10 protein-coding genes are annotated in these 5,535 nt (G+C 39.1%); all 10 read left to right on the forward strand.

What is annotated here, in order from left to right:
• Positions 1–108 precede the first annotated feature (108 nt).
• Positions 109–840: a hypothetical protein gene (locus FC24_RS08625; protein WP_057874485.1), complete on the forward strand. Its 732-nt coding sequence runs from the start codon at positions 109–111 to the stop codon at positions 838–840.
• 14 nt (positions 841–854) lie between these two features.
• Positions 855–1,301, forward strand: a complete 447-nt coding sequence (locus FC24_RS08630) for a hypothetical protein (protein WP_057874486.1) — start codon at positions 855–857, stop codon at positions 1,299–1,301.
• A gap of 26 nt (positions 1,302–1,327) precedes the next feature.
• A complete protein-coding gene (locus FC24_RS08635) occupies positions 1,328–1,678 on the forward strand; it encodes a hypothetical protein (RefSeq protein WP_157059112.1) in 351 nt (116 codons plus the stop codon).
• On the forward strand, positions 1,679–1,885 hold the full coding sequence (locus tag FC24_RS08640) for a hypothetical protein (protein ID WP_057874488.1): 207 nt from the start codon (positions 1,679–1,681) through the stop codon (positions 1,883–1,885).
• Positions 1,886–2,020: 135 nt separating this feature from the next.
• Positions 2,021–2,455 carry an ArpU family phage packaging/lysis transcriptional regulator gene (locus FC24_RS08645; RefSeq protein ID WP_057874489.1) on the forward strand — a complete coding sequence of 145 codons (435 nt, stop codon included), beginning with the start codon at positions 2,021–2,023 and terminating at the stop codon, positions 2,453–2,455.
• Between the two features lie 182 nt (positions 2,456–2,637).
• A complete protein-coding gene (locus FC24_RS08650) occupies positions 2,638–3,570 on the forward strand; it encodes a DNA adenine methylase (protein WP_057874490.1) in 933 nt (310 codons plus the stop codon).
• Positions 3,571–3,598: 28 nt separating this feature from the next.
• Positions 3,599–3,763: a hypothetical protein gene (locus tag FC24_RS11515; protein ID WP_157059113.1), complete on the forward strand. Its 165-nt coding sequence runs from the start codon at positions 3,599–3,601 to the stop codon at positions 3,761–3,763.
• An 82-nt stretch (positions 3,764–3,845) separates the two neighbouring features.
• Positions 3,846–4,205 (forward strand): HNH endonuclease, encoded by a 360-nt coding sequence (locus tag FC24_RS08655; protein WP_057874491.1) that lies wholly within the window; start codon positions 3,846–3,848, stop codon positions 4,203–4,205.
• A 127-nt stretch (positions 4,206–4,332) separates the two neighbouring features.
• Complete coding sequence (locus FC24_RS08660) at positions 4,333–4,818, forward strand: phage terminase small subunit P27 family (RefSeq protein WP_083485674.1); 486 nt, start codon at positions 4,333–4,335, stop codon at positions 4,816–4,818.
• A partial coding sequence (locus FC24_RS08665) for a terminase large subunit domain-containing protein (protein ID WP_235807363.1) occupies positions 4,811–5,535 on the forward strand: 725 nt, incomplete at its 3' end. The genes FC24_RS08660 and FC24_RS08665, both read left to right, overlap by 8 nt.

The following is a 5,535-nucleotide window of genomic DNA, read 5'->3' on the forward strand; positions in this document are numbered from 1 at the left end:
CGAAGATTCAACACTTAAGGATGACAAGGGCAAACCGATTACAGAAGTTGAACAAAAAGCAAATAACGTTGTTGATCTGCAGAGCAAACATAATTAGGAGGATCCGATATGATTGAAAAAGAAGCATTACAATATTTAGTTGAATTAGGCAGCAAAAAAATTGTTAAAAGTGCTACAGGGGCAGAGTATGGCGTTGTTGATGGGCGCTATTTACAACAATTACACCCTCAAACAGGTGTTCGCACAGCATTGGGTCTGCACACTTTATCCGGCGTGGTTGATTATATCCAGAAAAATGAAGAACGACGGGATGCAAAATTGATTTTACATGTCGTCAATGACCATCGGGTTAGATTGATTAATAGTTTGGATAAATACAATAACCGCGAAGTTTTGCTCCAAGCGGATGCCATCGTGCCAGAAATTCCATTTAGTGACTTTATTGACGCGGAACAGCTGCTTATTATTCTGCAAGCACAATTCGTCAACACGCCTGACCGCAAAATTCTGATGAAAGTACTGGGTAATTTACGCGAGGAAAATGTTAAAAATGCGAATGATGATGGCGTCTCACAAGCTGTAACAGTTAAAACGGGTATTGCCAGTCAAGGAGAGGTCCGAGTACCCAATCCGGTTGAACTACAGCCGTACCGTACTTTTGCCGAGGTGGAGCAACCGGCAAGCAAATTCATTTTTAGAATGCATCCAGGTATGAAAGGATCATTAATCGAGAGCGATGGTGGCTACTGGCGCAATGATGCCATTCAAAAAATCAAAGAATATTTTACCAAAAAATTAGCTGAAGAAATCAAGTCTGATTATGTCCGTATTATTGCTTAATAGTGGAGGCAGCAATGGAAGAGACTAAATATCGTTTAGGAGATTTATTTTTAATCAAACATCGCTCAGATATAACGATTGGCGTTGAATTACATGGTAGAAAAGAAGAGAGTATAGCATTTGATGGCACACCGCTTGCAACATTATTTGCCCCAGGAGTCACTGTTAATTTAACCAATAATGAGTTTAAAGCATTTACCGAAACGTTTTTAAATTTGGCCAATAAAGTTTGGAAAAATTTCAAACCTAAAGAAGCTGATTCGTTTTTTAGTGACTACGATGAGATTTACGACAATAAATTTGATGCCGAGTATAGTTGCAGGATCGGTGGTAAATTTGGCCAATTTAATCTTTACATTGAGGGCTTTCCTGCTGGCGACACCGGCAGAATCAAATTACACAAGCGAGTAGCAGAAAGCTTTGCGTTTGATTTAATCAAGGCGCTGGATAAAGGAGAATAATGAAAATAACGGATAAGGCACTTAACATGTATAAAAAGACAAGAATTCTAGAAGCGTACGTAAGGGCGGGCTGGGAAGTTGAAATCAGCCTTAAGAGAGAACGTAGTGAGGATGAAAATGAAGTTGCCGATTTTATAGTTGTCTATAGACTCAACATTAAAATGCCGGCTCGATTGTACCCATGGGTTAAACACGAACCTGTAATATGTGGTATTGATACGCATAGTTATGAGGCAGCTGCTGATTTGGCTTTAAAGACTATTAGATCAACACTGTCTGAAGTTCAAAAAATCATTAGCGAGATTAAGTCAGAAACGAAAGAGATAAATAACACATTTGATTCCCAGATAAAAATTGAAAATAAAGAAGAGGACTAAATGAAAAACAAATATCCATATTGCCAGCTTAAAGAGATTTCTGAGTTATTAAAGGATGATGAAACGACTGTGCGGGTAACTGGGATTGATCCTTATGGTAAAAGATTTGTTGTTAAATTTGAAGAACTTAAAATTATTGCAGCAGCGTTTTTATCCTTAGAGGCTGGCACGTATTATTCTCCGTTTTGTAAAAGGAGGTTGCTGTGATATGGCATATCAATCCGAGAGACCGAATAAAAACCATTTTAAATTATAGGACAAAAGGTAAATAAAAAAGCCGCCATCACTGGCCGCCCTAAACACCTAATACAATTTATAATAACATAAAGGGTGGCGTGGTGCATGGAGCTACTACCAATTGATAAAGATAAGACTAAGTTAAGCGCCGAACAACTATTAATGCAATATCGCGAAAAAGCTTATTTTGCCAAAATGCCAGTAAACCCTAAAATCACGAGCCACTGGGGTGATGGATCGTCTCCCAGTACAGCAGAGCGAGATCCTTATGCAGTCGAGCGCTTGGTACGACAAGAAAAGAGTAGTAAGTTTGTTAGCTACATTGATCGCGCCATTGCGGCATTACCCAAGCAATCGCATCAACAACTCTTAAGAGTGCGCTACTGTCAGGGGCTAGAAACAGAGCATCCGGACATGACAGCCATGGACGCGCTAGATATTTCGTCATCGACCTACACAGAGCGTAAGGGTAAGGCGTTGCTAGCCATTGCACACTACCTTAACTGCGTAGTCTACGTGACCGGCAATAATCTGGCATAATTCTGGCAATAAATCGGCAAAAATCCGGCAATAAAACGGCAGACTTTCGGCATGACCGCATTGTATACTGTTAATGTGAGAAGTTTTATAGAACGAACAGCGTCCAGCAATGGGCGCTTTTTTTATATACAAAATCGAAAGGTCTTGGTCGTATTAAAGAGGTTGATAAATGGAAAAGGGGCTTGCCGTATGTAGGTAATAAGGGACAAATTGCACAACAGATCATTGATTTATTACCCAGCGGCAATAGATTTTACGATGTGTTTGGCGGTGGCGGATCAATGAGCTTTCATGCTTTGGCATCAAAAAAATACAAAACTGTTTTTTATAATGATAAGCAAGAAAATGTTGTTGAGGCACTACAAGCGGTATTAGCTGGTGATATAGATTTTGCTCCCTTCTTAGTGCCGAAACGAGAAAAATTTAACTGGTATAAAGACCAACCAGACAGCGTCGAGAAGACCATTGCATTAATTGCATGGTCTTTTTCTAACGATTGCAAGAGTTTTTTGTGGGGCAGAAAAATAGAGGATTTAAAAGCATTAGCTTCAGCAGCCCTTTTTTATCCTAGTGATGTCTGGCCTTTCGAAGATCTTTATAGTTACGCAAAAGGGTCAAGGACCATTGCGGAGGCTTATCGTTGCTATCATCAATGGCGTAAAGATAAGCTACAGCAACTTGACAAAATAGCTAACTTAAAAAACTTGGACCAAATTACACGTTTAAAACAGTTAGAGCAACTGCCGCGTCTGCAGCAGTTAGAGAGGTTAAAGCAGCTTCAGCAATTGCAAAATTTACAGCAGTTGCAAAAGTTGGAAAAAGATGAAAGCTTATTAGCCCAGTTAACTTTTCAAACTAATGACTATCGCGACCTGTCGTTTAAGGCTGACGATGTCGTTTACTGCGATCCACCTTATGTGGGTACAAAGTACCAGTATGGCGGATTTGATAATGACGCTTTTGTTAAATGGTATAGCTGCTTGCCAGTAGAAAATGTCTATATATCAAACTATTCCGTGCTACCTAATACTCAAGTGGTGGGCACGTTTAAAAAGCACAGCTTTACAGCAAAGGGCAAGCGACGTGCAGAGCTATTATTACGGGTAGTTAAATAGGTGGCCAGCGTAGAGAGGTGGTGCCAGTGTGCGGCGGACAGATTACGGCATGGTCTCGGGCTGGCAAGAGCGTAACCTGCTAGCCAAGATAGATCGAGAACTGGAACAACAAGCTAAACAAAAGATTAAAGATAAACATAAACAGCAATTAAAACAATATAAATCCGATGTCTCTGATTTAATTAAACAATGAACTATGATTTAGATATCTTAATCATTTTAACTTAGGAGCTAATCGTGTTGGTTAAGCATTAAGAATTGAAAGGAAATCATTTATGTTTAGGCAACCAAAAGTGAGATTAGGAAACAAAAATTATTCTCAAGATGAATTGAAAGATTTACAAAAACAAAATACAAAAGTTTATAACAATTTCGTTCGAAGAAATAATAATAATAATCAATTTACAAGCTTTTATCATTCAAGTGAATGGAAGAAGCTGCGAAAACAAGTATTATTACGTGATAATTATCTTTGCCAAGAATGTTTTAAAAAAGGTATTGTTAACGATAAAAACTTAATTGTTCATCACAAAGTCGAATTGAGGGAAGATTGGTCTAAACGACTGGATATGAATAATTTAGAGGTAGTCTGTTATGCCTGCCATAACAAAATTCATAAACAAAAACAGACATAAAAAATAAGGAGGGCGGGAAATACCCCCACTTACTTTTTGTAAGCAGAAAAAACGAGCCGGACCTATCTGTGACCAAATTCTAGAAATGGAAAATTTTAGGGGCACTGATTTTAAGGAGGTGGTGCTGTTGCCAGGGAGAAAACCAAAGTTAAATGCTGCGAAAGTGGGTCATCATAACAAAGCTGATTTAGAACGATCTGAATTAAAAGAGAATGGCCTAAAACAATTTAAAAGTATTGAGGTTAATAACGTTCCACGCGGATTGACTCGTAATGCAAAAAAAGAGTGGCAGCGTGTAGTGCCGCTGCTTGAACAGTTGCCAATCGCTGACCTGGATTATTCTTTAATTCGTAAATATTGCGAAATTGTAGACCTAAACGATCGGCTTTATAAGGATATGAGTAAAGAGCAGGGCATCGATGGTGCGGTTGATCCAGAAAGTAATCGCAAGACTGGTGCCTTTATGGCTTATATGGATACGTTAAAGGAGCTACGGTCCATCTGCAGCGACTTAGGGATGACGATTGATAGTCGAATGCGATTGGTGGTCCCAACAGAAAGCGAACAGAAGCAATCCGTTTACGATAGATTTGGTGTTGACGACGATGACTAAAGTTAAGATTTCTAAAAAATATGAAAAACTACTAAATATTCCTGATGAGTACCGTGACGACGCCTACAAGTATTGTGTCATGGTTTTATCGGGAACGTTTATTACCTGCCAAGATACGAAAAATGCTTGTATCAGGCACTTAAAGGATATTCGGCGCATTAAATCAGATGACAACTTCTCATTTGTTTACAAACCGAAACGAGCAAAAAAGGTAATCAATTTTATTGAGATTTTACCTGATCCGAAAGGCAACATTAATAAACTGGGGCTATTTCAAAAGTTTATTGTATCAATGGTACGTGGGTGGTTTGACGAGAATGATTGCTTACGTTTCCGCAAGGCCTATATCTCGATGGCCCGTAAACAAGGTAAATCCTTAATTGTGGCTGGGTTGGTCTTATATGCGTTTTTGTTTGATCGTGACCCTAGAGAAGGACGCCAGATATTTACGGCTGCCAACGATAAAAAACAAGCTAGCATTGTGTTTGACATGGTTGCCAAACAATTAAAATATTTTGTATCACGAGTGCCGGAATTAAAGAACGATGTTAAAAAAGTGCGTGAGCAGATCAAGAATTTAAAGGATGGCTCTTATGTGATGCCGCTGTCCCGTGAGACTGGAGCAGTTGATGGCTTTGAACCTTTTATGGCGGTTGTCGACGAATATCATGCCGCAAAAACAAACGAAATGATGGAGCTGATTGAATCAGGCCAGGG

This window comes from Loigolactobacillus rennini DSM 20253 (genome assembly GCF_001436505.1).
Taxonomy (GTDB): Bacteria; Bacillota; Bacilli; order Lactobacillales; family Lactobacillaceae; genus Loigolactobacillus; species Loigolactobacillus rennini.